1 protein-coding gene is annotated in these 1,137 nt (G+C 39.8%); it reads left to right on the forward strand.

Annotated elements, in window-relative coordinates; all coding sequences use genetic code 11:
* A partial coding sequence (locus DS885_RS00625; RefSeq protein ID WP_441344253.1) for a sugar-binding domain-containing protein occupies positions 1-1,137 on the forward strand: 1,137 nt, incomplete at both ends.

Consider the following 1,137-nt stretch of genomic DNA (forward strand, 5'->3'; position numbering starts at 1 on the left):
TCATCACAATGTGATCGAAGCGCATGCGCCTTTATCCGCATATCATTCCCAAGATGTCGCATTAAATAATCACACTTCAGACTTTCAACAATCGTTAAATGGTCAGTGGCAATTTACTCTATTTGATAAGCCAGAAAGTGTACCTGAAGCCTGTATAAATCCAGATTTTAATGCTCAAGATTGGCCGCTAATACCCGTCCCTAGCAATTGGCAGTTGCAAGGTTACGACAATCCAATTTATACCAATATTAAATATCCCTTCGCCGATACCCCACCTTTAGTCCCTCAGGATAATCCAACTGGGGTTTATCGTTATCAATTTGACTTACTGGACACCTGGCAGACACGTAATACCAGCATTATTTTCGATGGGGTAAACTCAGCTTTTCACCTTTGGTGTAACGGCATTTGGATAGGCTATTCGCAAGATAGTCGCTTACCAGCTGAATTTGATTTAACAGAGTATTTAGTCGCAGAAAATAACCAGTTAACCGTCATGGTAATGCGTTGGTCCGATGGTAGTTACCTAGAAGATCAAGATATGTGGTGGTTAAGTGGCATATTTAGAGACGTAACCCTATTGAGTAAGCCACAGGTGGCGATCCAAGATGTATCGATCACCACCAGCTTAGACGCTTGTTATAACAACGGTACATTAAATGTTTGCACCTTATTAAATCAAAAAATGCAAGATCATCAAGTTAACATACAGCTTTTTGATGCGCAGAAACAGGCGGTATCCAATATCTGCCAAGGTAGATCAGGACAACGTATCATTGATGAAAAAGGTGCCTATTTAGATCGAGTAGAGCAGCAAATCAGTATCAACTCGCCAGAAAAATGGAGTGCAGAAACGCCTTACCTATATCGTTTAGTTGTCTCCTTATTAAATGACCAAGGTGAATTGGTTGATTGTGAAGCTTATCAAGTTGGTTTTCGTGTTGTTGAAATTAGTGATGGGCAACTCAAGATAAATGGACAAGCTTTATTGATACGTGGTGTTAATCGTCATGAACATCACCCAGAAAAGGGTCATGCTGTTTCTAAACAAGATATGCTCGCTGATATTAAGTTATTGAAGCAAAATAACTTTAATGCCGTAAGAACAGCGCATTACCCAAATCATCCATTATGGTA

The sequence above is a fragment of the Psychromonas sp. B3M02 genome (assembly GCF_003318165.1).
Lineage (GTDB): Bacteria > Pseudomonadota > Gammaproteobacteria > Enterobacterales > Psychromonadaceae > Psychromonas.